Source organism: Streptomyces sp. IMTB 2501 (genome assembly GCF_001953885.1).
GTDB lineage: Bacteria > Actinomycetota > Actinomycetes > Streptomycetales > Streptomycetaceae > Streptomyces.
Window position 1 is genome coordinate 126,140 of the sequence record NZ_MQUS01000005.1, and the last position, 21,690, is coordinate 147,829.

Below are 21,690 nucleotides of genomic sequence, written 5' to 3' on the forward strand. Positions count from 1 at the left end.
TCCCGGCCATGAGCAGCTCGGCAAGCAGTGTCGTCAACGGCGGAATCTCCTACTGGTACGCGGACGACGGCCTCCCGGCCGTACGGGAACCCCTGCCCGGCGACGCATCCGCCGACGTCGTCATCGTCGGCGGCGGCTACACCGGCCTGTGGACGGCCTACTACCTGAAGAAGGCCGCTCCCTACCTCCGCATCACCGTCCTGGAGCAGAAGTTCTGCGGCTACGGCGCCTCCGGCCGCAACGGCGGCTGGCTCTACAACGGCATCGCCGGCCGCGACCGGTACGCCGCACTGCACGGCCACGAGGCCGCCGTACGGCTGCAGAAGGCCATGAACGACACCGTCGCCGAGGTGATCACGGTCGCCGGGACCGAGGGCATCGACGCCGACATACACAAGGGCGGTGTCCTCGAAGTGGCCACCACACCTGCCCAGTTGGCCCGCCTCAAGGCCTTCCACCAGCACGAGCTGTCGTACGGTGAGAAGGACCGCGAACTGTACGGCGCCCGCGAGACCGCCGAACGGATCCGGATAGCCGACGCCGTGGGCTCCACCTGGACCCCGCACGGCGCCCGGCTGCACCCCGTGAAACTCGTCAAGGGTCTCGCGTCCGCGGTTGAGGCCCTCGGCGTGGTGATCCACGAGTCGACCCCGGTGACGGAGATCCGCCCCAAACACGCCGTCACGCCGTACGGCACCGTCCGTGCCCCCTACATCCTGCGCTGCACCGAGGGCTTCACGGCGTCCCTGAAGGGCCAGAAGCGCACCTGGCTCCCCATGAACTCCTCTATGATCGCCACCGAGCCACTGACCGGGGAACAGTGGTCCGCGATCGGCTGGAACGGCCGGGAGACCCTCGGCGACATGGCCCACGCCTACATGTACGCCCAGCGCACCGCCGACGGCCGTATCGCCCTCGGAGGCCGCGGGGTGCCGTACCGCTTCGGTTCGCGGACGGACAACGACGGCCGCACCCAGCAGGCGACCATCGACGCCCTCCACGAGATCCTCACCCGCTTCTTCCCGTCCCTCGCGGGCCTGCGGGTGGAGTACGCCTGGTCGGGCGTCCTCGGCGTGCCGCGCGACTGGTGCGCCACGGTGACCCTCGACCGCTCCACCGGCCTCGGCTGGGCCGGCGGCTACGTCGGCTCCGGCGTCGCCACCACCAACCTGGCCGGCCGCGTCCTGCGCGACCTGGTCCAGCAGGACTCCGGCCAGGGCGGCCGCACCGAACTGACCGACCTGCCCTGGGTCAACCACAAGGTCCGCAAATGGGAGCCGGAACCTTTCCGCTGGCTCGGCGTCCACGGCATGTACGCCACCTACCGCACGGCCGACCAGCGCGAACGGCTCCGGCCGAGGACGGAGTCCTCCCGGCTGGCGAAGGCGGCGGACCGGGTGGCGGGGCGGCACTGAGGGGAGTGCCCCGGCACGGTGGGCCCGGTTAGCCTCCCCTCATGATTCGTACCGCGAGCCCTGCCGACATCCCCGTCATCCACGCCCTCGTCCGTGAGCTGGCCGAGTACGAGAAGGCGCCCGAGGAGGCGCGGGCGAGTGAGGAGCAGTTGCGGGAGGCGTTGTTCGGGGAGCGGCCGGCTGCCTTCGCGCACATGGCGCTGGACGACGAGAGCGGTGAGCCGGTCGGGTTCGCGCTGTGGTTCTTGAACTTCTCGACGTGGCGCGGGGCGCACGGGATCTACCTGGAGGACCTGTACGTCCGCCCGAGCGCGCGGGGTGGCGGCCACGGGCGGGCGCTGCTGACGGAGCTGGCGCGGATCTGTGTGGAGCGGGGGTACGAGCGTCTGGAGTGGTCGGTGCTGGACTGGAACCGGCCGGCGATCGGTTTCTACGAGGCGCTGGGAGCGCGTCCGCAGGACGAGTGGACGGTGTACCGGCTCACGGACGGGGCGCTGACGGCGCTGGGCTCGGGCCACTGACCGCGGTGCGGGTGCTCGGCCGGTGGCTCATGGCTCCAGCACCACCTTTCCGACCGTGCCTCGGTTCTCCAGTGCGCGGTGTGCGGCGGCGGCCCGGGCGAGGGGGAAGCGGGTGACGGCCGGGCGGAGCCGGCCGCGGGCGGCCTCGGCGAGCGCACGCAGTTCGAGCGCGCGCAGGCCGCCCGCCTTGCGGAGCATCGCCGGGCCGAGCACGGACTCGGAGAGCCCTTCGACGAGGTACCCCTCGCCCTCTGCAATGCCCTGTGCCGACCAGCCGAAGACCAGGTGCCGCCCGCCGGGTCCGAGCAGGGCGACGGCCTGGCGGGCCACCTCGCCGCCGACACCGTCGTAGACGATCGTGGCCGGGCGTCCGCCCAGGTGCGCGCGGACCTTCGCAGGCCATGCGGTGTCGGTGTAGTCCACGGCGAGATCGGCGCCGGCCGCCCGGACCCGGGCGGCCTTCGCGGCGCCGCCCGCGAGCCCGATCACGGTGGCACCGGCGTTCTCGGCGTACTGCACGAGCAGGGTGCCGATGCCGCCGGCGGCGGCCGGTACGACGACCACGTCGTCCGGTCCCGGCTCGGCGAACTGCACGATGCCGAGCGCGGTGCGCCCGGTGCCGATCATGGCGACCGCTTCGGCGAAGTCCAGGTTCTCCGGGATCTCGTGCACGCGGTCGACATCGGTGACGGCGAGTTCGGCGTAGCCTCCGGGCGCGAAGCCGAGGTGGGCCACGACCCGTCTGCCCAGCCACAGTCCGTCGACTCCGGCGCCGAGGGCGTCCACGACTCCGGCGACCTCCCGGCCGGGCACGGTCGGCAGTGCGGGCCGTTCGGGCAGCGGGCCCTGGTGCCCGGCGCGCAGGGCCGTGTCGAGCAGGTGCACCCCGGCCGCGGCCACCGCGATCCGCAGCCGGCCGGGAGCGGGCAGCGGGTCCTCGGCCGGCTCGTAGGTGAGGTTCTCGGCGGGGCCGAAGGCGTGGAGGCGGACGGCGTACATGGTGTTCCCCCAGGAGGACGGCTGTCTCTTCCCGGCCCACCCTGCGACCTCAAGCACGCTTGAGGTCAACCGCGGGTCGGCCGAGGATCAGGGAGACCGCCGTGACCGCGCTGTTGAAGGACACCTCCGACAGCACGCCCGGCGCCGCCACCGAGTCGCCCGCGAGGTACACGCCGTCGCCCCGGTCGACGGCGGGCCGGTCCCGCCAGGTGCTGCCCGGCAGGTCCACGGCCCCGGTACGGCCGTCCGCCACGGCCTCCCGCCGCCAGGTCAGCCGCCGGCGCCAGTCCCGGAAGCCCAGGTCGAGCAGTTCCTCGGCGCGGGCCAGCCCGTCGGCGCGGGTCTCGTCCGGCCCGATCGGGAGGTGCGCCTGGATGAGCTGTTCCCCGGCCGGAGCGAGAGTCCGGTCCGGCGCCGTGCACCGCTCGAACCAGCCGGTCGCGTCGAGGTCGGAGAGGATGAAGGGGTCGCCGCGCCGGGCCCGCAGGGCGAGGTCGAGCAGGACGGTACGGCCGCTCGGCCAGGTCAGCGAGTCATCGCCGAGCAGCCGCCGGGCGGCGGGCAACGAGGTGGCGACGACCACGGGCGTGCCGGTGGGCAGTTCGTCGACGCGGGACAGCGTCTCGACCCGCACGCCCAGGCTTCCGGCCCGTGCGGCCATCCGGCCGATCAGGGGGCCCCAGCCGCCGACCGGGTAGTGCGCTTCCGGTGGCAGTTTGGTGGCCCGGCGCAGGCGTTCCTGCACGAACGCGGCGGACAGGGCGCCCGGGTCGTGATGGAAGAGGGCGACGGCCGCGTAGTGGGCGGCGGCGCGGGCGCCCTCCTCGCCCGCGATGCCGGTCGCCCAGCTGAGGAAGTCGGCGTCGGCGGGGGCCTGGCGGACGCCGGGGCGCAGCAGCTTCAGCATTCCGAAGGGCGGGGTGCGGCGCAGGGCGCCGTGGTGGCGCAGCCGCAGCCGGGCGGCGTCCAGGGGCGGGATCGGGGCGAGCGGGCCGATGAGGTCGCGCTGCTTGAGCCAGGTCCAGTGCGGGCCGCCGTTGTAGAGGGCGTGCGGGCCCTCGTTGGTGCGGTACGGGCCCTCGGCGGTGCGGGCGCGGCCGCCCGGGGTGTGGTGGGCCTCGTACAGGGTGACCTCGGCGCCTGCCTCGGCGGCGGTGATCGCGGCGACGAGTCCTGCGAAGCCGCCTCCGATGACGGTGATGTGGGGCATGGGGCGGGTTCTCCCTCGGGTCGGTTCGGCTGGTTCACGCGTACGGCTGTTGCACGCGTACGGCCGGTCTGCACGGCCGGTCTGCACGGCTGTGGGTACGACCGGTCGTGACTACGACGGCGAGGGGGCGCCGGAATGTGACACTGTCCGCGTTTTTCCAGGTCAGGTGGATTGTCAGTGGTGGGGTGCAGCATGGGGGACATGGCGAGGAGAGCGACGGGCGGCGGCCGTGCGGCGGGCCGGGCAGGGGTGAAGGGTGCGCGACGGCCGGAGCTGCGGCTGCCGCCTCTGGAGCCGTGGCAGGAGGGGGAGCTGGCGCCCGACGGGGACTATGACGGGCTGGAGTTCAGGGACGCGGACCTGACGGGGCAGGACGGCGTGGGCGCCCGGTTCATGGACTGTGCGCTGACGGACTGTGTGGTGGACGGGACGGCGCTGGGGCGGGCCAGAGTGCTGGACTCGGTCCTGACGGGGCTGCGCGGGGTGGGGACGCATCTCGCCGAGTCCACGTTCCGGGACGTCGAGCTGGTCGACGCCCGGCTGGGCGGCACACAGTTGCACGGCGCCGTCCTGGAGCGGGTCGTGGTGCGCGGCGGCAAGATCGACTATCTGAACCTGCGCGAGGCCCGCCTCAAGGACGTCGTGTTCGAGTCCTGCGTCCTGGTCGAGCCGGACTTCGCGGGCGCGACCCTGGAGCGGGTGGAGTTCGTCGACTGTGCGCTGAGAGAGGCCGACTTCGGCAGCGCGACGCTGAAGGACGTGGACCTGCGGGGGGCCGCTCCGCTGGAGATCGTGCGGGGACTGGACCGGCTGTCAGGGGCCGTGATCAGCACCGGGCAACTGCTGGATCTGGCACCGGTGCTGGCGGCGGAGCTGGGGATCCGGGTGGAGTAGGGCTTGGCTTGGCGCCTGATCCGCCGAACAGGCGCTACGGCACTCGGGGGAAGCGGGCCTGCAGGGTCCAGACGGCCGGATTCTCCGCGAGGTCCTCATGGAGGTCGGTGAGGTCCGCGATCAGGTCGTGCAGGAAGTCGCGGGCCTCGCGGCGCAGTTCGGTGTGGGAGAAGGAGAGCGGGGACTCCTCGGCCGGCGCCCAGTCGGCGGTGATGTCCACCCAGCCGAAGCGGCGCTCGAAGAGCATCCGGTCGGTGGACTCGGTGAAGTCCAGTTCCGCCCGCTGCGGCCGGGCGGCGCGGGAGCCCATCGGATCCCGGTCCAGCCGCTCCGCGATGTCGCACAGCGCCCACGCGAAGTCCAGCACCGGCACCCATCCCCAGGCTGTGGACAGCTCCCGGTCGGTCTTGGTGTCCGCGAGATACACGTCACCGCAGAACAGGTCGTGGCGCAGCGCGCGGACGTCCGCGCGGCGGTAGTCGGTCTGCGGGGGGTCCGGGAACCGGTTGGAGAGGGCGTAGCCGATGTCGAGCACGGAAGAGATGGTGACACGCTTCGGCACACACCCCGGCACATAAGATCACTGACATGTCCAGATCCGTACGCCTTGTCCCGGCCGCCGCGGCCCTGCTCACCCTCGCTCTCACCACCACCGCGTGCGGCGGCGGGGTCGGCGGGGTCCACGGCACCCCGGGCGGCTCCGGCGTACGCGATCCGTACTTCCCGAAGGCCGGCAACGGGGGCTACGACGTCGGGCACTACGACCTGACCCTCGACTACACCCCCGCCGGCCGTCATCTCACCGGCACGGCGGTGATCACCGCCCGCGCCACCCAGGATCTGTCCGCCTTCAATCTCGACCTCGCCGGGCTGGATGTGGACTCGGTCACCGTGGAGGGCAAACAGGCCCGCTTCGCCCGGGCCGGCCAGGAACTCACCGTCCGGCCGCACGACGACCTGAGCAAAGGAGAAACGTTCCGCACCACCGTCCGCTACTCGGGCACCCCGCGCACCCTCGCCGACCCCGACGGCTCGAAGGAGGGCTGGCTGCCCAGCGCGGACGGCGCCCTCGGCCTCGGCGAACCCGTCGGCTCCATGGCCTGGTTCCCCGGCAATCACCACCCTTCCGACAAGGCGACGTACGACGTCAGGGTCACCGTCCCCAAGGGGCTCCAGGCGGTCTCCAACGGCGAGTTGGCGGACCAGTCCACCAAGGGCGGCCGTACGACCTTCCACTGGCACACCGCCCAGCCCATGGCGAGCTATCTCGCCATGGTCGCCGTCGGTCACTACGACATCGCCCGCAGCACGGGCCCGCACGGCCTGCCGATCCTGACCGCCGTCGAGGCCACCCAGGCGAAGGACACCAAGGACGTGCTGGCGAAGTTTCCCGACATAATCCACTGGGAGGAGATCAACTTCGGCCCGTACCCCTTCTCCTCCGCCGGCGCGATCGTCGCCGGCCCGGGCGCCGCCGGCTACGCCCTGGAGACCCAGAACCGGCCCGTCTTCCCCGCCGACCAGTTCGACACCGATACGCTCGTGCACGAACTCGCCCACCAGTGGTACGGCAACTCGGTCACCCCCAGGTCCTGGCAGGACATGTGGCTCAACGAGGCCTTCGCCACCTATGCGGAGTGGCTGTACTGGGAGGACCACGGGGGCAAGAGCGCCCAGCAGACCTTCATGGACTACTACAACGGCGACAACGACGCCATCTGGGCCTACCCGCCGGCGAAACCGTCGAGCGCCGCCCATATCTCCGACAGCCCCGTCTACCAGCGCGGCGCGATGGTCCTGCAGAAGATCCGGCAGAAGGTCGGCGACGACGCCTTCTACGACATCATCCAGGGCTGGGCCGCCGCCCACCGCTACGGCAACGCGGACACCGCCGACTTCACCGCGTACGTGGAGAAGAAGGCCCCGGGCCAGGACTTCAGCGAGATCTGGAAGGACTGGCTGTACGGCGACGGCAAGCCGGCCCATCCGTGACCCCGCTCATGACCATCCGCACGCCTTGCAGTGCCTCGCTGGTCCTGGGGCCGGTGCGAGGCACTGCCGTAGCCCGGCGCGGCGTCTGTCAGACGTTCACGCCGAAGTCCTTGGCGATGCCGACCAGGCCCGAGGCGTAGCCCTGGCCCACCGCGCGGAACTTCCACTCCGCGCCGTTGCGGTACAGCTCGCCGAAGACCATGGCCGTCTCGGTGGCGGCGTCCTCGGAGAGGTCGTAGCGGGCGATCTCGGCGCCGCCGGCCTGGTTGACGATGCGGATGTAGGCGTTGCGGACCTGGCCGAAGTTCTGGCCGCGGTTCTCCGCGTCGTAGATGGAGACCGGGAAGACGACCTTGTCGATGTCGGCCGGGAGCGCGGTCAGGTTGACGTTGATCGCCTCGTCGTCGCCCTCGCCCTGGCCCGTGGTGTTGTCGCCGGTGTGGACGATGGAGTTGTCCGGGGTCTGCTTGTTGTTGAAGAAGACGAAGTGCGCGTCCGAGTAGACCTTGCCCTGGGCGTTGACCGCGATCGCGGAGGCGTCCAGGTCGAAGTCCGTGCCGGTCGTGGTGCGGACGTCCCAGCCGAGGCCGACGGTGACGGCGGTCAGGCCCGGAGCCTCCTTGGTGAGCGAGACGTTGCCACCCTTGGACAGGCTTACAGCCATGATTGGGAGTCCTTCCCCTTAGGTTTCTGTGCCGACGAAGCTAACCGTCACCCCGAAGAACGCCGAGGGGGGTCCCGGTGGTTCCGGATGCCTTTACCTTTTTTACCGAGGGTGAAAACGGGGTGACGCGAGGCGGGCCGGACCGGGAACATGGGACGCATGTCCGGGCCCTACATCATCCGTGGTTCGGTCTCGCTGCCCGAGGCCGAGCTGACGTGGCGTTTCTCCAGGTCGTCCGGGCCCGGCGGACAGCACGTCAACACCAGCGACTCGCAGGTCGAGCTGCGCTTCGACCTCGCGCACACCGAGGCGCTCCCCCAGGTGTGGAAGCAGCGGGCGCTGCAGCGGCTGGCTGGGCGGCTGGTCGACGGGGTCGTCGTCGTACGGGCCTCCGAGCACCGCTCCCAGTGGCGCAACCGCGAGACCGCAGCCGTACGCCTCGCCGCCCTCCTCGCGGAAGCCAGCGCGCCCCCGCCGAAGCCGCGCCGGCCGACCCGGATCCCGCGCGGTATCAACGAACGCCGGCTGCGGGAGAAGAAACAGCGCTCGGAGACCAAGCGGGGCCGCACCGGCCGCGACTGGTCGTGAGCGGACGCCTGACCTCGGGCATACGAGGTTTGCCCCTGGGCATACGAGGTCGACCTCGGGCGTACGACGGCTGCCGCTCGGCATGTCGATGCCCGCGTCCAGCCGGTGAGCCCGTCACATGTCCGGCCCGTCGATCGTCAGTGAGGTAGAGGACCAGCGATGGCGACGGAGAGGCCGAAGACCCCGATGAGCGACAACGAGCAGCACCGCGACGACGACCTTCTCGCCAAGCGGTTCGAGGCGTACCGGGGGCATCTGCGGGCCGTCGCCTACCGGATGCTCGGCTCGGCCGCGGAGGCCGAGGACGCGGTGCAGGAGGCGTGGTTCCGGCTGAGCCGGTCCGACGCCCGTGAGGTGGGCAACCTCGGCGGCTGGCTGACGACCGTGGTGGGCCGGGTCTGCCTCGACATGCTCCGCTCCCGCCGCTCCCGGGGCGAGCAGCCGCTGGACACCTGGCGTCCGGGGCCCGCCGTCGAACCGGACCCGGCGCAGGACGCCGTGCTCGCGGACTCGGTCGGGGTGGCCCTGCTCGTCGTCCTCGACACGCTCTCGCCGGCCGAGCGGCTGGCGTTCGTGCTGCACGATCTGTTCGGGGTGCCGTTCGAGGAGGTCGGCGGGATCCTCGGGCGCAGCCCGGCCGCGGCGCGGCAGCTGGCCAGCCGGGCGCGGCGGCGGGTGCGGGGGGCGGATGCGCCGGAGGCCGATCTGGTGCGGCAGCGGGAGGTCGTCGACGCGTTTCTGGCGGCCGCGCGGGGTGGTGACTTCGACGGGCTGCTGGCCGTACTCGATCCCGATGTGGTGGCGCGGAGCGAGGCCGGTGCGACGGTGGGAGCGGTCGGGGTGGCCTCCGGGGCGAAGAGCTTCGCGCATCTCGCGAAGGTGGCTCAGCCGGTGCTGGTGGACGGCGCGACGGGGCTGGTCGTGTACGTCGACGGGCGCGTCGAGCGCGTCCTGACGTTCACCTTCGCCGCCGACCGGATCACATCCATCGACGTGGTCACGAACCCGACGGACCTGTCCACACTGACGATCGAGCCGGCGTAGCCCCGGCGGTCGGCTTGGCCGGGGGGCTTGTTGCGTCAACTCCTCGGTAATGCCGTGCCGTTGGGTGTACGGAAACCCTGGGGGCGTTTCCGGGTGTGAAGATCATCCGTGAAGACGGAGGTAAGGGGGGCGTAAAGCCTGGATACCGGATTTACGCCGCGGGAATCGAGAACTTCGTCGCTCAGTCCAACTGGCGGTACCGGCCCCGGAAATACAGCAGCGGGCCGCCCTCCGCGCTCGGGACGTGTGCGGTCAGGACGCGGCCGATGACGAGAGTGTGGTCGCCCGCCGTCACCCGCTGCTCGGTGCGGCACTCCAGCGTGGCCAGCGCGCCGTCGACCAGCGGGGCGCCGGTGGCCTCGCCGCGGACGTAGGGGATGTCCTCGAAGAGCAGCCGGTCACTGATCCGGCCCTTCATCGCGAACCGGCCCGCGATGTGCCGCTGGCTCTCGGTGAGCACCGACACCGCCCACAGGGGCTGTTCGTCGAGCAGGTCGTCCATGCGGGAGCCCTCGCGCAGGCTGACCAGGACCAATGGCGGGTCGAGGGAGACCGACAGGAAGGCGGTGGCGGTCATGCCGACGTCCTCCATGCCCGGTGCGCACGGGTCGTCCGGGTCCAGCGGCGGCTCCTGGGCGGTCACCAGGACCACTCCGGCGGCCAGTCGGGACATCGCGGCCCGGAACTCGTCGTTGCTCACCCCCTCAGCATGCCCGGAAGCGGCGGAGGCGGTGGGTGAGGGCGTCTTCAGCACGCCGGAAACGCTAATCTCCGCTCCGTGCGAGCCGCATCGGGCGTTCGCCCGAGCCGGGTCCTAGGACCATCGGCCGAAGGGGCGGGACCGGGACAGTAAATCCATCGGCAAAACACAGAAACTCCACTCAATTGTTCATGTTCTTCTGTGACTTGAGTCACAAGAGGCAGGAATTGTTGACCCTGTGTACCGAGTGGGCAGCGCGCTGTGATTCAGTGGCGGGGAAACTCAGACAGCACCGTAAGAGGCACCTCAGAGAAGCGCCGAAGACAACCCTTGATTCGCTGCGAGGTCTCGGGGGGAGGGCGAGCATGGAGACCGAGTCGGAGCCGTACGTCCGTCTTGCGTCCTTGCGGCAGCTGCACCAGGTCATGGCCGACATGAACACGGCACGCAGCCTGGCGGACACACTGCAGACCGTTGCCGACGGCGTGGTGAACGCCCTCGGATACGAGATGGCGTGCGTGAACCTCGTCCGCCCCGACGGCGATCTCGTCGTCGCCGGGTTCTCCGGGAACTCCGCCGCCGAGGCCCTGATCACCGGCCGGGTCGGTTCCCGCGAGTCCTGGGAGCGACGGCTGCACATGGGCGAGAACTGGGGCGACCTGGTCTTCATCCCGCACACCGAGGGCTGGGTGCTCGACGATGACGACGTACCCCAGTGGTACACGGACGGGCCCGCGCCGCGCTTCGAGGACGAGTGGCACCCCTCCGACCGCCTCTTCGCCCCCATGTACACGCCGGGCGTGCAGGGCGGCTCCTCCGGCGAGCTGCTCGGGGTCATCTCGGTCGACCGGCCGCGCAACGGCCGCCGTCCCGGCGCCTGGGGCCGCGAGGCCCTGCAGATGTACGCCTTCCAGGCCGCCATCGCGATCAGCAACGCGCGTCTACGCGCGAATATGCAGCGGGCACTGGTCCGCCTGGAGCGCGAGCAGCAGGCGCTGCGGGCCAGTGAGGAAAGCTTCAGGCAGGCCTTCGAGTACGCGCCCTCCGGCATGGCGATCGCCGAGATGGGCGGCGACCAGCACGGCCGCATCCTGCGCACCAACGACGCCCTGTGCCGCCTGCTGGGCCGCCCCGCCTCCGCGATGCGCCGCTACTCCTTCTCCGACCTCGTCCACCCCGAGGACATCGGCACCCTGCTCAGGACCTCGGCGGAGGGCGGCCGGGCGGAACTCCGCCTGGGCCGCCGGGACGGGACGTACGTCTGGGTGTCCCTGCGCAACTCCGTGGTGGCGGACGCCGCCGACGGGCCCCGCTTCCTCCTCACCCATGTCGAGGACATAGAGGAGCGCAAGCGCCGTGAGCTGCAGCTCGCCCACCGCGCCTCCCACGACTCCCTCACCGGCCTGCCGAACTCCGCCGAGCTGCGCTCGCGCCTGTCGTCCCGGCTGTGCCGGCGCCCGGCCCACGCCGGCGAGCTGGAGTCCCTGGACGCGGCCTACGGCCACCCCGCCTTCGACCCCCCCGCCGGCCACGGCTTCGACTTCCGGCCGGGCACGGAGGGGTACGACGGCTACGACCACCATGTGCACACCGTCGCCCCCGAGGACGGCCACGACGACGGCACCAAGGGCCTCGCGGTGCTCTTCTGCGACCTGGACGGCTTCAAGTCGATCAACGACCGCTTCGGGCACAACGCGGGCGACGCGGTACTCATCGAGGTCGCCCGGCGCCTTACGCGCGGTGTCCGCGACGGTGACACGGTCGCCCGGCTCGGCGGCGACGAGTTCGTGATCCTCGCCGACGGCCTCGGCCGGGCCGACGCCCAGGACCTCGCCGTGCGGCTGCGCAACGAGATCATCCAGCCGATCCGCGCCGAGGGACGGGCCGTCCGGGTGGGCGCGAGCTTCGGCATCGGCTGGGCACACTGCGGCATGACTGCGGACGAAGTGTTGAAGTCAGCCGACGAGAGTATGTACGTAGAGAAACGATCTCGTCCCAAACAACACCGACGCGCCGGGTGATCCGCAGGTCAGGGACTTGATGGGATTCGAGTCACCCGTTTGGCTCAGTCAGAGCGGGTAGGCTCGCCTTTCCAGACCTGTATCGCATCCACCCGCACCTGCTGAGGAGACCAAGGGATGACGCCCGGCGAAAACAGCCCGAGCACGCCCGAGGACGACGACCCGTTCGGCTATCTGTACGCAGACGGCCAGGCCAGAGGGGCCCAGCCGCCGTCCGGCGGTTACGGCTACCCGAACTCGGTCAGCAGGGTGCGTGCGGTCGGCGAGCGGCAGTACGGCCAGTCGACCATCCCGCAGCAGCAGGGTGCCTACGGCCAGCCGAACGCCTACTACCAGGCCCCGGAGACCATGCCGGGCGGCACCCCGCCGAGCACCCCCCGGTCCGCGCCGCCCGCGCCCGACCGCCGCGGCCCGAACACCAAGGGCCTGCTGATCGGCGCGATCGCGGTGGTCGCCGCGGTCGTCATAGGCATCAGCGTCGCCATGCTCAACGGCAACGACGACAAGAAGACCGGCAACCAGGCGGGCACGACTCCGAGCCAGTCCCAGAGCCAAGGCCCGAGCCCGTCGGGGAGCAGCTCGGCGGCGAGCGGGGAGCTGCCGAAGGCGGACGCGAGCACGCTGCAGCTCGGGCCAGGTGTGACGACGGCGTCGGACATCAAGGGCTCGAAGGCCAACGGTGGTGTCTATGTAACGGGCTTCAACCACGTCGGAGCAACGGTCACCTGGACGGTCAACAACATTGAGAATGCCGGCACCTACCGGCTGTACGTGCGCTACGGCATCCCGGGTGTGGACGCCAACGCGACTCTGGTGGTCAACAACAAGGCAGATTCGCGGCCACTGAACATGAAGAACTTCGGGGGCGGCACGCCCGAAGGTGACTGGGAGCAGGGTTGGAAGACCACCTGGTCGAACGTGGACCTGAACAAGGGCACCAATACGATCCAGATCGCTTGCCAGAACGGCAACCAGTGCAACGCCGTCCTGGACCAGCTCTACATCACCAAGTAGGGGCCGATGCGGTCCGTCAAGCAAGACAGCCGCCGTGGTGTTGATTTCCGGCGGCTGTCGAACATTGTGAACTTCAGGTGAAGCGCTTTTGGCGCACCTCAGCCGTAAATCTCAACCGAGTTGGCGCTGCCGAGGTTGTCCGAGTAGGTGCCCGGCTTCAGAGTGACCAGCTTGGTGCCGGTGGCACAGCCGAGGGTGGCCTTCCAGAAAACCAGAGTGTAAGAAGTCTGGTTCGAGGCGGACCGGGCGATGTGGTCGAGAGGGATACAGCTGGGCGTTTCGGAGTAGACCGTCCTGGTCCCGGTCCTGTTCGTCCCCGACCATCCGCAGAACTTGCCCTTCGGGCAGGTGTTGGGATCGGCCGCCGCGGCCGGTGTGGCAAAGATGCCGCCCAGCAATGCGCCAGCCACAGCCGCCGTCGTCAGGCTTTTCCTGAGCACGCTCATGTGAGGTCTCCCCTATATCTTTCGCTATTGGTCGATGTAGCGAATAGATGATCATTTGATCATCTGGCTGACATGAGGGGAAGGGCGTTTCTCGGCCAAGCTGCTAGGCGGGCATATCCGGCGAGGGCTGCAGAGTTTTCACGCCGCCGTCACCGACGCTCGAGCCAGGAATTTCTCGTAGGCCGCGCGGTCGAAGTCGCCCGCCGCCGGCGCCTGTACGGTCCCCGTCGACAGTGCGGCCGCGCGGGACAGGCGACCCGGCCACGGGAGTTGTTCGACGAACCCGCTCAACAGGCCGGCCACCGCAGAGTCGCCCGCGTCGGTCGGGTCGCCGTGGAGACGGGCGGGCGGTGTGGCGCGCCAGCGGCCCTCGGGGGTGACGGCGAGTAGGCCCTCGGCGCCGAAGGGAGTTGACCACCGCGTGGGCGCCGCGTCGGCGGGCGTCCTGGGTGGCGCGCAACGACTCGTGGGAGCCGGTCAGTTCGGCCAGATCCTCGGCCGTTGAAGGGGCCCCGGTACGGCCGTTGCCGCGCCGGGCGCCCCACGTTGTACGTCGGCCATCGGCGCCTAAGACCTCGCGGCGTGGACCCTCGCCTCGTGTACGGCCTCGCGCAGCGGCACCGCTTCGGCGCACTCCTCACCCGGGCTGTACCGGCACCCTGCGGTGCACTTCCGCACGTGGGTGGCCCAGGCGAGCCACTCCTGCTCGTCTGCGAGGTGCAGTACCGGAATGTCGTCGTCAGCCATGGACTGCCCCATCGCTCAGGGCGGCGAGCACGTATGCACGGACCGGGTGGTCTACGGCCTCCCAGCGTCCCCGGTCGGGCGGTTCGGCTCGATGTCCATGCCTTCGGCCGCCCCAGCACGCCTCGTCCGGCAGCAGAGGCAGCCCTCGCCCACTCCACCGCAGCCGCTCAGCCTGCCTTGCCCAGCGCGCCCAACGGGCCGCGTTTGGGTTGGGGCGCCAGTCCTGCGAGACCTCCGGCGCAGAACTCGACACCGATACCGCGCTGTTGGTCGCTGTTGCGAGCCCACCTCGTGTATGCGACTGGGACCTTGTCCGTAAAGCGCTCAGGATGCCCAGCATCCAGGCGATAGGGTTACGCACGTTGATAGCTCCTTGGTTGGCTGTTGACACTCCGCCCCGCGACGGCCTGCGATGCCGTTTGCGGGGCACCTTCATTCACTCGCTGAATCCCTTCTCAGCCCACACGGTCTTCCCCACACACTCCGGTCGCACGCCCCACTTGTCGGACAGGGAGTCGACCAGTAAAAGCCCCCTTCCCTCACCATCCAGGTCGCCGGGATTTCCCAGCACAGGCATGCTGTCGCTCTGGGTGTCCCGTACTTCGATGCGGTAGACGCTGTCCGCCCTTTCTGTGGACATTTCGATCTGCCGCCCAGAAGTGCCCGGCACTCGTCCGTGCGTTACGGCGTTCGTCATCAACTCGCTGACGACAAGCGTCAGATCTATTGAGAATCCGGTCTCACGGCCAATACCGCATGACTTGAGGAAGGAGAGACTATTGGTTCGGGCACGGGCTACGGATCGGATAGCGGTGGGGTACTGACGGCGTGTGGCCGATTTGGGCACGGCAATCCCCCAGGGGTTTGATTGAGCGGCCGGTAACGCCAGATTACGAATAGCCGGGGTGCAGCCCTGCATCTCTCGTTGACAGCATGCAACCCTGCAATCGAGTTCACTCGATTGAGTGTTTATCGCGCTACAGATGGACAAACGTCCTACACTCGGATACGGCAGCCAAGGTCAAGAAAAGGGGGGGCGTCTCATGGCGATGCGCCGGATGTCGCAGCCGACTGCGCGTCAGGTGCGGCTCGGGACCATCTTCCGCGGCTTGCGCGAGGAGGGCGGACACGGCAGCCAGGACACCGTTGCTCGCGAACTCGGCTGGTCCGAAGCGAAGCTGTCGCGCATCGAGTCCGGGCGAGTCGGCATTTCCGATCCAGACCTGCGGGCACTGCTCGATCACTACAGAGTCCAGGACCGGAAACTTCGCGCCTATGTGGTCGACCTGAGGCGCCGAGGAAACGTCCGCGGCTGGGAGAGCGACGTCCGCTTGGTCGTGAGTCCCACGTACGCCGACTACATCAGCTACGAATCGGACGCGTCAGACAAGTGTGACGTTCAAACCACCCTGATCCCCGGATTGCTGCAGACGTACGACTATGCGGCCGCCGTGCTCGATCAACACTTTCCGGGCATGGACGAGGAAGAGCGAGCCGAAAGGCTGAGTATTCGAGTTAAGCGACAGAGCGTATTCGATCGCCCAAACCCCTTAATTTTTCGGGGGATTATCTCGGAGTCGGCGCTCCGGCATGCCATCGGTGGACGTGAAGTGATGGCCGCCCAACTTGAACATCTCCTCATTCTGGCCAAGGAATATGTCGGCACGGTCAATATTTATGTGCTGTCGGAGGTGTCGGAATGCCATGCAGCTCTGTTCGGGCCGTTCGTGATTCTCGCTTTTCCCGAGCGCTGGGTACCTGACATCGTCTATCTGGAAGGTCTGACCGGCAACAGGTTCCTAGAGGATGCCAGGGAGGTCCAGGCGTACAGAAGGCTGTTCGACCGGCTCATGGTGTCGGCGTCCCTCCAAAGGGCCGAATCGATGAAGCTAATCGAGTGGCACCTCGATAATTATCGCAATGGATAAGTAGATGCGTCGCAGCACATAATCCCGAGCGCCTCCACGCTGGCCGTTACATGGCAGAAGTCATCCGCCTCCGGAGGCGATGGCGACTGTGTGGAGTTCGCCGCCTACGGTGATGCCGTTGCCATCCGCCACAGCAAGGCCCCCAACGGCCCCGCCCTCCTCTATACCCGCTCGGAGATAGCCGCCATGATTGAGGGAGTCAAGGCCGGCGAGTTTGACCATCTCGCAGAGGCATAGTACAGAAGGCGCTCGGCCGTACGAGTGTTTAGTTCGGTGAGCGGTTTTTCGGAATGATGGCCGAGGAAGCTTGGTGGCGACGTTGTCCTAGACGAGGCGGAAACCATGCTTGCACGTAGAGCCTTGGCCATCGCGATCGCCACCCCTGTGCTGCTCGCTGCGATCGGAATGACTGGCGCATCCGCGGCCACTTCGCAAAAGCCCACCACCGGTGGGTCGATCGCCCACCCCGACCCCACTGCCGGCAGCAAGGGCGCCGAGGCCAAAAGGCCTGACCGTCCGCACGGCGTGGCCAAGCCGGCTGCCAATGAGGAAGCGGAACCGGAAGAAGGCCTCCTCGGCACCATCACCGGGGAACTCTTCGATCGCGTTGCTCCTGCCGCAAGGTAAAGGGATCACGCGGCGCTGACTTTCCCGGTCACCGAAATCCGCCCCAGCAACTCCTCGAACGTCCTCCGATCGAACTCGCCGGCGGCCGGGGCCCGTACGGTCGCGGCCGACAGGGCGACCGCGCGGGTGAGGCGGTCCGGCCAGGGGAGTTTCTCCACCAGGCCCGACAGCAGGCCCGCGACCGCCGAGTCGCCCGCGCCCGTCGGGTTGCCACGCATCCGGGCCGGTGGGGTCGCGCGCCAGCGGCCCTCCGGGGTGACGGCCAGGAGGCCCTCCGCGCCCAGCGAGGCGACGACCGCGTGGGCCCCGCGCCGGCGGGCGTCCTGCGTGGCGCGCAACGGCTCGTGGGAGCCGGTCAGTTCGGCCAGTTCGTCGGCGTTCGGTTTGATCAGGTCCGGTCGGGCGGCGACCCCGCGGCGCAGCGGCTCCCCGCTGGTGTCCAGCAGGACCGGGACGCCCGCGGTGCGGGCGGCGCGGACGAGGTTCGCATACGCGCCGACCGGAACTCCCGGCGGCAGGCTGCCGCACAGGGCCACTGCCGAGGCGGACGACAGCAGTTCGTCGTAGCGGTCCAGGAACGCGCCCCACTCGGTCGGCTCGATCTGCGGGCCCGGCTCGTTCAACTGGGTGGTGTCACCCGAGAGTTCGTCCACCACGGCGATCGTGCGCCGGGTCGCCCCGGCGACCGGGACCAGTGCGTCCGTCAGACCGGGGGTGTCGCCGAGCTGATCGCGCATCGCACGCCCGGTCGCGCCGCCCGCGAACCCCGTGACCGTCGTCTCGTGCCCGAGCGCGTCCAGTACCCGGGCCACGTTCACGCCCTTGCCGCCGGGCCGCTCGACGACCTCCGAGACCCGGTGTGAGGCGTGCGGCCGTAGCGACCGCACGCGATAGGTGAGGTCGAGAGCGGTGTTCAGCGTGACCGTGAGGATCAACCGGGCCGACCTCCCTCGAAGTTCCCTGCGCCTGTCATCGCGCCCGTCATCGCGCTGTCATCGTTTTCTGGGCCTCGATCATGCCAAAGAGACGGCGGCCGGCCCAGTCACGGGTCGGCCGCCGTCCGGGGAAAGCCGGGCAGATCAGGCCAGTTGGGGCGGGACCACCCACTCGCCCTGCCGCATCACGCCCTTGAGGCCGAAGTCCGCGTCCAGCAGGAGCAGGTCGGCGTCCTTGCCGGGTTCCAGGGAGCCGATGCGGTCGGACAGGCCGAGGAGGCGGGCCGGGTTGACGGACAGGGCCGTCACCGCGTCCTCGACGGACAGCTTGTCGATGGTCACCGCCCGCTGGAACGCGCGGTCCAGGGTGAGCGTGGAGCCCGCGATCGAGCCGCCCTCCACCAGCCGGGCCACGCCCTCGCTGACCTCGACCTCCAGCGGGCCGAGCATGTAGCGGCCGTCGCCGATGCCGGCCGCGTCCATCGCGTCCGTGATGAACGCGACCCGGTCCGCCCCCGCGTGGTGGAAGGCCAGCTCCAGCGCGGCCGGGTGGAGGTGGGTGCCGTCGTTGATCAGCTCGACCGTGACCCGTTCGTCCTCCAGCAGGGCGGCGATCGGGCCGGGCGTGCGGTGGCCGAGCGTGGGCATCGCGTTGAAGAGGTGGGTGGCGACCGTGGCGCCCGCGTCGATCGCCTCGACGGTCTGCTCGTACGTCGCGTCCGTGTGCCCGATCGCCGCGATGACGCCGTGCTCGGCGAGCAGCCGTACGGAGTCGAGGCCGCCCGGCAGCTCGGTGGCGAGGGTGACCATCTTCGCCCTGCCGCGTGCCGCGTCGATCAGCTTGCGGACCTCGGCGGGCTCCGGGTGGCGCAGCAGTTCCTCGGAGTGCGCGCCCTTGCGGCACGGCGAGATGAACGGCCCCTCGAAGTGGATGCCCGCGATCTCGCCCTGCTCGGCCAGCTCGCTCAGCAGTCCGGCCTGCCGCGCGAGCAGGTCCATCTCGTCGGTGACGGTGGAGGCGACCAGGGTGGTGGTGCCGTGCACGCGGTGCGTGCGGATGGCCTTCAGGATGTCGTCCGGGGTGCCGGAGAAGGAGGCCCCGCCGCCGCCGTGGTTGTGGATGTCCACGAAGCCGGGGATCAGCCAGTGGCCGGATACATCGATGACCTGGGCATTCTCGGCGGCCGTGGCCACGATCCGGGTGCCCTCGACGGATACGCGCCCGTCGTCCACCACTCCGCTGGGCAGCACCACCCGAGCACCTGCGAGAACCAAGCTGGGAGCCATCAGGCGGTTACCTCCGAGGGGTCGGTGGGGTCGGGGTCGGTGGAGTCGAGCAGGTCCTGCGCGAGCAGGCCCGCGCCCAGGCAGCCCGCGGTGTCGCCGAGGGCGGCGGGGACGATGCTCGGCAGTTTCTGGAAGGTGACCCGCCGCCGGACGGCGTCCCGCAGCGGCTGGAACAACACTTCCCCCGCCTCGGCGAGACCGCCACCGATGATCAGGGTGCGCGGGTCCAGCAGGGTGAGCGCGGTGACCAGACCGTCGGCGAGCGCGTCCACCGCCTCCTGCCAGATCCGGACGGCGTTCGGGTCACCGGACGCGACGGCCTTGGCGCAGTCGGCGGCGTCCGCGTCCGGATCCCCGCAGGCCGCCGCCCAGGCCTCGGTCACGGCGGACGCGGAGGCGTATCGCTCCAGACAGCCGCGCTGCCCGCAGGGGCAGGGGGTGCCGGACGGCCGTACGACGATGTGGCCGATCTCGCCCGCGAAGCCGTGCGCGCCGGCCTCGACCCGGCCGTCGATGCCGATGGCGCCCGCGATCCCGGTGCCGAGCGGCACGAACAGGAACCGGTCGGCGCCCTTGCCCGCGCCGATCCGGCCCTCGGCGAGGCCGCCGGTGCGCACGTCGTGGCCGAGCGCGACGGGGATGCCGAGCCGTTCGGTGAGCAGCGCGCGCAGCGGTACGTCCCGCCAGCCGAGGTTGGCGGCGTAGGCCGCGACGCCCTGTTCCTCGTCGACGATGCCGGGGACGGCGATGCCGGCGGCGACGGCCGGTGCGCCGAGGTGCTCGGCGCCGTACGCGCGCAGCTCGGCGGCGAAGCCGAGGATCGTCGCGACCACCGCGTCCGGTCCGCGCTCGCGTCCGGTGGCGCGGCGGGCACGGTGGAGCAGTTCGCCGTCGTCGCCGACGAGGGCGGCCTTCATCCCGGTACCGCCCACGTCCAGGGCGATGACATGTCTCACCACGGCACCTAGTGTGACCTCCCACCCGCGAGAGGTCTAGTCCACTCACGTGGTGTAGACCTTATCTGTCCATATATTGAACGGTCAGACAGCAGGGTTGGGGTTGACGGTGCGTCGGGGTACGGCAGGAACGATCGCGGTGGTGTCCGCACTGGGCATGACGGCGATTCTGGGAGGCTGCGGAAGCACCGGCTCCTCGGACACGACCCTGAGACTGGTCGCCGCCGACTACGGCGACTCGGCCGCCAACAGTTCCAAGAAGTACTGGGACGCCCTGGTCAAGGAGTACGAGTCCAAGCATCCCGGCGTGAAGGTCGACGTCAGTGTGTACTCCTGGAACGACGTCGACGCCAAGGTCAAGGACATGGTCGCCGCGGGCCACGCCCCCGACCTGGCCCAGATCGGCGCCTACGCCGACTACGCGGCCGCCGGCAAGCTCTATCCGGCCTCCGACCTGCTCTCCATCCGCACCCAGGCCGACTTCCTCTCCCAGCTCTCCGACGCGGGCCAGTGGAACCACACGCAGTACGGCATCCCCTTCGGGGGCTCCACGCGCGTGCTCTTCTACAACAAGACCCTGTTCGCCAAGGCCGGCATCACCAACCCGCCCACCACCTGGGACGAGCTGGCCGCCGACGCCAAGGCGCTCAAGGACAAGGGCGTGAAGTACCCCATGGCGCTGCCCCTCGGGCCCGAGGAGGCCCAGGCCGAGACCATGCAGTGGATGCTCAGCGGCGCGAGCGGCGGCACCGGCTACACCGACGACATCGGTACCTACACCATCGACTCCGCGCAGAACGTCGACACCTTCACCTGGCTCAAGGACGACCTGGTCGGCAAGGGCCTGACCGGGCCGGTCGCGCCCGGCAAGCTCAACCGCGCGGACGCGTTCGCCGCGTTCGCCGACGGCCAGGTCGGCATGCTCAACGGGCATCCCACGCTGATCCAGCAGGCCGGCAAGAAGGGCGTGCAGTTCGGCATGGTGCCGATGCCGGGCCGCAGCGGCAAGGCCAGGGCCTCCATGGGGGTCGCCGACTGGATGATGGCCTTCAAGCAGAACGGGCACGCCCAGCAGATAGGCGACTTCCTCAACTTCGTCTACACCGAGAAGAACGTCCTCGACTTCTCCCGCCAGTACGGCCTGCTGCCGGTCACCGGCTCCGCCTCCAACGCCATGAGCGCCTCGGACTCCGCCCCCGACAAGGCCCTGCACCCCTTCCTCGACCAGCTGCCCACCTCCGAGCTGTATCCCGTCGGCAAGACCTCCTGGGCGGCGGTCAGCGTGGCCGTCAAGCAGAACATCGGCAAGGCCGTCGCCCCCGACGGCAGCCCCGCCGCTGTCCTCTCCCGCATCCAGGCGACGGCGACCGCGGCGGACAGCAGCAGCAAGGGCTGACCGGGTTGTCAGTCCCCGGCGCTACGGTGGCTGACATGGAACTAGGCCCACGCGAACAATCCATCCTCGCCCTGGAACGCCGGGGTTTCCCCGGCCCCGGCGCGAAGGAGCGAGCGATACGCGAGGAACTGGGCCTGGCTCCGGTCCGCTACTACCAGCTGCTGAACGCGCTGCTGGACGACGAGAGAGCACTGGCGCACGATCCGGTGACGGTGAACCGCTTGCGCCGGGTACGGGACGCTCGCCGCTCGGAGCGCTGAAGCCGACGGCACCGCAGTTCCCTCAGGGGCGCGGGGCGGAGCCGCA

Annotated in this window: 24 protein-coding genes and 1 pseudogene; 13 read left to right on the forward strand and 12 right to left on the reverse strand. The window is 69.9% G+C overall.

Annotation, left to right across the window (positions count from 1 at the left end; genetic code table 11):
• Positions 1 to 8: 8 nt before the first annotated feature.
• Entirely contained in the window at positions 9 to 1,415 is a 1,407-nt protein-coding gene (locus tag AV521_RS10955; protein WP_076087037.1) for an FAD-binding oxidoreductase, read from the forward strand.
• Between the two features lie 41 nt (positions 1,416 to 1,456).
• Entirely contained in the window at positions 1,457 to 1,936 is a 480-nt protein-coding gene (locus tag AV521_RS10960; RefSeq protein WP_076087039.1) for a GNAT family N-acetyltransferase, read from the forward strand.
• A 27-nt stretch (positions 1,937 to 1,963) separates the two neighbouring features.
• Here AV521_RS10960 and AV521_RS10965 read toward each other — a convergent pair whose 3' ends face one another.
• Positions 1,964 to 2,935 carry a zinc-binding dehydrogenase gene (locus AV521_RS10965; RefSeq protein WP_076087041.1) on the reverse strand — a complete coding sequence of 324 codons (972 nt, stop codon included), beginning with the start codon at positions 2,933 to 2,935 and terminating at the stop codon, positions 1,964 to 1,966.
• 49 nt (positions 2,936 to 2,984) lie between these two features.
• A complete protein-coding gene (locus tag AV521_RS10970) occupies positions 2,985 to 4,145 on the reverse strand; it encodes an NAD(P)-binding protein (RefSeq protein WP_076087043.1) in 1,161 nt (386 codons plus the stop codon).
• A 201-nt stretch (positions 4,146 to 4,346) separates the two neighbouring features.
• Between AV521_RS10970 and AV521_RS10975 the strand changes: the two genes are divergently transcribed.
• On the forward strand, positions 4,347 to 5,039 hold the full coding sequence (locus tag AV521_RS10975; protein ID WP_179023001.1) for a pentapeptide repeat-containing protein: 693 nt from the start codon (positions 4,347 to 4,349) through the stop codon (positions 5,037 to 5,039).
• A 34-nt stretch (positions 5,040 to 5,073) separates the two neighbouring features.
• Here the strand turns inward: AV521_RS10975 and AV521_RS10980 are convergent, their stop codons facing one another.
• On the reverse strand, positions 5,074 to 5,574 hold the full coding sequence (locus AV521_RS10980; protein WP_076087447.1) for a hypothetical protein: 501 nt from the start codon (positions 5,572 to 5,574) through the stop codon (positions 5,074 to 5,076).
• Between the two features lie 53 nt (positions 5,575 to 5,627).
• On the opposite strand from AV521_RS10980, the gene AV521_RS10985 reads away from it, so the two are divergent.
• Positions 5,628 to 7,031, forward strand: a complete 1,404-nt coding sequence (locus AV521_RS10985; RefSeq protein ID WP_076087047.1) for a M1 family metallopeptidase — start codon at positions 5,628 to 5,630, stop codon at positions 7,029 to 7,031.
• Positions 7,032 to 7,119: 88 nt separating this feature from the next.
• Here AV521_RS10985 and AV521_RS10990 read toward each other — a convergent pair whose 3' ends face one another.
• Positions 7,120 to 7,695 carry a TerD family protein gene (locus tag AV521_RS10990; protein ID WP_076087049.1) on the reverse strand — a complete coding sequence of 192 codons (576 nt, stop codon included), beginning with the start codon at positions 7,693 to 7,695 and terminating at the stop codon, positions 7,120 to 7,122.
• 150 nt (positions 7,696 to 7,845) lie between these two features.
• On the opposite strand from AV521_RS10990, the gene arfB reads away from it, so the two are divergent.
• Both arfB and AV521_RS11000 read left to right on the forward strand, forming a co-directional pair.
• Entirely contained in the window at positions 7,846 to 8,283 is a 438-nt protein-coding gene (arfB, locus tag AV521_RS10995) for an alternative ribosome rescue aminoacyl-tRNA hydrolase ArfB (protein ID WP_076087051.1), read from the forward strand.
• 159 nt (positions 8,284 to 8,442) lie between these two features.
• Positions 8,443 to 9,327, forward strand: a complete 885-nt coding sequence (locus AV521_RS11000) for a sigma-70 family RNA polymerase sigma factor (RefSeq protein WP_256725503.1) — start codon at positions 8,443 to 8,445, stop codon at positions 9,325 to 9,327.
• 181 nt (positions 9,328 to 9,508) lie between these two features.
• On the opposite strand, the gene AV521_RS11005 is transcribed toward AV521_RS11000, so the two are convergent.
• A complete protein-coding gene (locus AV521_RS11005; protein WP_076087053.1) occupies positions 9,509 to 10,081 on the reverse strand; it encodes a flavin reductase family protein in 573 nt (190 codons plus the stop codon).
• A 311-nt stretch (positions 10,082 to 10,392) separates the two neighbouring features.
• On the opposite strand from AV521_RS11005, the gene cdgB reads away from it, so the two are divergent.
• Both cdgB and AV521_RS11015 read left to right on the forward strand, forming a co-directional pair.
• Positions 10,393 to 12,048, forward strand: a complete 1,656-nt coding sequence (gene cdgB / locus AV521_RS11010) for a diguanylate cyclase CdgB (RefSeq protein ID WP_076087055.1) — start codon at positions 10,393 to 10,395, stop codon at positions 12,046 to 12,048.
• A 117-nt stretch (positions 12,049 to 12,165) separates the two neighbouring features.
• On the forward strand, positions 12,166 to 13,062 hold the full coding sequence (locus AV521_RS11015) for a carbohydrate-binding protein (protein WP_076087057.1): 897 nt from the start codon (positions 12,166 to 12,168) through the stop codon (positions 13,060 to 13,062).
• Between the two features lie 98 nt (positions 13,063 to 13,160).
• Here AV521_RS11015 and AV521_RS11020 read toward each other — a convergent pair whose 3' ends face one another.
• From AV521_RS11020 to AV521_RS11030, 4 genes and pseudogenes are all read right to left on the reverse strand, one after another.
• Positions 13,161 to 13,508, reverse strand: a complete 348-nt coding sequence (locus tag AV521_RS11020; RefSeq protein WP_079249204.1) for a peptidase inhibitor family I36 protein — start codon at positions 13,506 to 13,508, stop codon at positions 13,161 to 13,163.
• A 138-nt stretch (positions 13,509 to 13,646) separates the two neighbouring features.
• Positions 13,647 to 14,007: pseudogene (locus AV521_RS11025) on the reverse strand (PfkB family carbohydrate kinase); the annotation flags it as partial.
• Positions 14,008 to 14,075: 68 nt separating this feature from the next.
• Positions 14,076 to 14,255: a hypothetical protein gene (locus AV521_RS49230; protein WP_179022977.1), complete on the reverse strand. Its 180-nt coding sequence runs from the start codon at positions 14,253 to 14,255 to the stop codon at positions 14,076 to 14,078.
• A gap of 436 nt (positions 14,256 to 14,691) precedes the next feature.
• A complete protein-coding gene (locus AV521_RS11030) occupies positions 14,692 to 15,174 on the reverse strand; it encodes an ATP-binding protein (RefSeq protein WP_256725504.1) in 483 nt (160 codons plus the stop codon).
• Positions 15,175 to 15,298: 124 nt separating this feature from the next.
• On the opposite strand from AV521_RS11030, the gene AV521_RS11035 reads away from it, so the two are divergent.
• From AV521_RS11035 to AV521_RS48625, 3 genes are all read left to right on the forward strand, one after another.
• A complete protein-coding gene (locus tag AV521_RS11035) occupies positions 15,299 to 16,183 on the forward strand; it encodes a helix-turn-helix transcriptional regulator (protein ID WP_076087063.1) in 885 nt (294 codons plus the stop codon).
• A 39-nt stretch (positions 16,184 to 16,222) separates the two neighbouring features.
• Entirely contained in the window at positions 16,223 to 16,420 is a 198-nt protein-coding gene (locus tag AV521_RS11040) for a DUF397 domain-containing protein (protein ID WP_371917023.1), read from the forward strand.
• Positions 16,421 to 16,543: 123 nt separating this feature from the next.
• On the forward strand, positions 16,544 to 16,810 hold the full coding sequence (locus tag AV521_RS48625) for a hypothetical protein (protein WP_143658595.1): 267 nt from the start codon (positions 16,544 to 16,546) through the stop codon (positions 16,808 to 16,810).
• A gap of 5 nt (positions 16,811 to 16,815) precedes the next feature.
• On the opposite strand, the gene AV521_RS11045 is transcribed toward AV521_RS48625, so the two are convergent.
• The 3 genes from AV521_RS11045 to AV521_RS11055 form a co-directional block, all read right to left on the reverse strand.
• The gene (locus AV521_RS11045; protein WP_076087067.1) at positions 16,816 to 17,745 is read right to left on the reverse strand and encodes a 1-phosphofructokinase family hexose kinase; all 930 of its coding nucleotides are present in this window, start codon (positions 17,743 to 17,745) and stop codon (positions 16,816 to 16,818) included.
• Between the two features lie 144 nt (positions 17,746 to 17,889).
• A complete protein-coding gene (gene nagA / locus AV521_RS11050) occupies positions 17,890 to 19,032 on the reverse strand; it encodes an N-acetylglucosamine-6-phosphate deacetylase (protein WP_076087069.1) in 1,143 nt (380 codons plus the stop codon).
• Entirely contained in the window at positions 19,032 to 19,988 is a 957-nt protein-coding gene (locus AV521_RS11055; protein WP_179023031.1) for an ROK family protein, read from the reverse strand. The genes nagA and AV521_RS11055 overlap by 1 nt, the downstream gene beginning before the upstream one ends.
• 157 nt (positions 19,989 to 20,145) lie before the next feature.
• Here AV521_RS11055 and AV521_RS11060 point away from each other — a divergent pair, with 157 nt between their 5' ends.
• Positions 20,146 to 21,384: an extracellular solute-binding protein gene (locus tag AV521_RS11060; protein WP_179023003.1), complete on the forward strand. Its 1,239-nt coding sequence runs from the start codon at positions 20,146 to 20,148 to the stop codon at positions 21,382 to 21,384.
• Positions 21,385 to 21,419: 35 nt separating this feature from the next.
• Positions 21,420 to 21,644, forward strand: coding sequence for a DUF3263 domain-containing protein (locus tag AV521_RS11065; protein WP_023549329.1), 225 nt, complete (start codon positions 21,420 to 21,422; stop codon positions 21,642 to 21,644).
• Positions 21,645 to 21,690: the final 46 nt, after the last annotated feature.